This is a genomic window from Kitasatospora sp. MBT66, from assembly GCF_000710405.2.
GTDB classification, from domain to species: domain Bacteria; phylum Actinomycetota; class Actinomycetes; order Streptomycetales; family Streptomycetaceae; genus Kitasatospora; species Kitasatospora purpeofusca.
The window spans coordinates 58,610-58,931 of record NZ_JAIY01000025.1 but is presented as its reverse complement, the minus strand read 5'-3'; the positions used below and the strand labels follow the sequence as shown (position 1 = coordinate 58,931).

Annotated in this window: 1 protein-coding gene; it reads right to left on the bottom strand. The window is 76.1% G+C overall.

The genetic code is table 11. The features are described 5' to 3' along the window. Nucleotides 1-322, bottom strand: a 322-nt coding sequence (locus BI06_RS54550) for an iron chelate uptake ABC transporter family permease subunit (RefSeq protein WP_043478876.1), incomplete at both ends; no start/stop codon positions are given.

The following is a 322-nucleotide window of genomic DNA, read 5'->3' as shown; positions in this document are numbered from 1 at the left end:
CGGCCGCCGCCGCGACCGAGGCGAGCAGGACGGCGCAGGCCAGCAGGGCGGGCCGGATCCGTTCGATCGGCACGCCGAGGGCGAGGGCGGTGTCGTCGCCGAGTTCCAGCATCCGCAGGCCGGGGCCGCAGGCGAGCAGCACCACCGGGAGCAGCACGGCGAGGACCGCGAGCAGGGGGAGGGCGTCGTCCCAGCCGCGTCCGTCGAGGCTGCCGGTGAGCCAGAGCAGGGCGCGGGCGGCCTCCATCAGCTGGATCCGGGTGAGCAGGTAGCCGTTGACGCCGCCGAGTACGGCGGCGACGCCGATGCCGACCAGGACCAG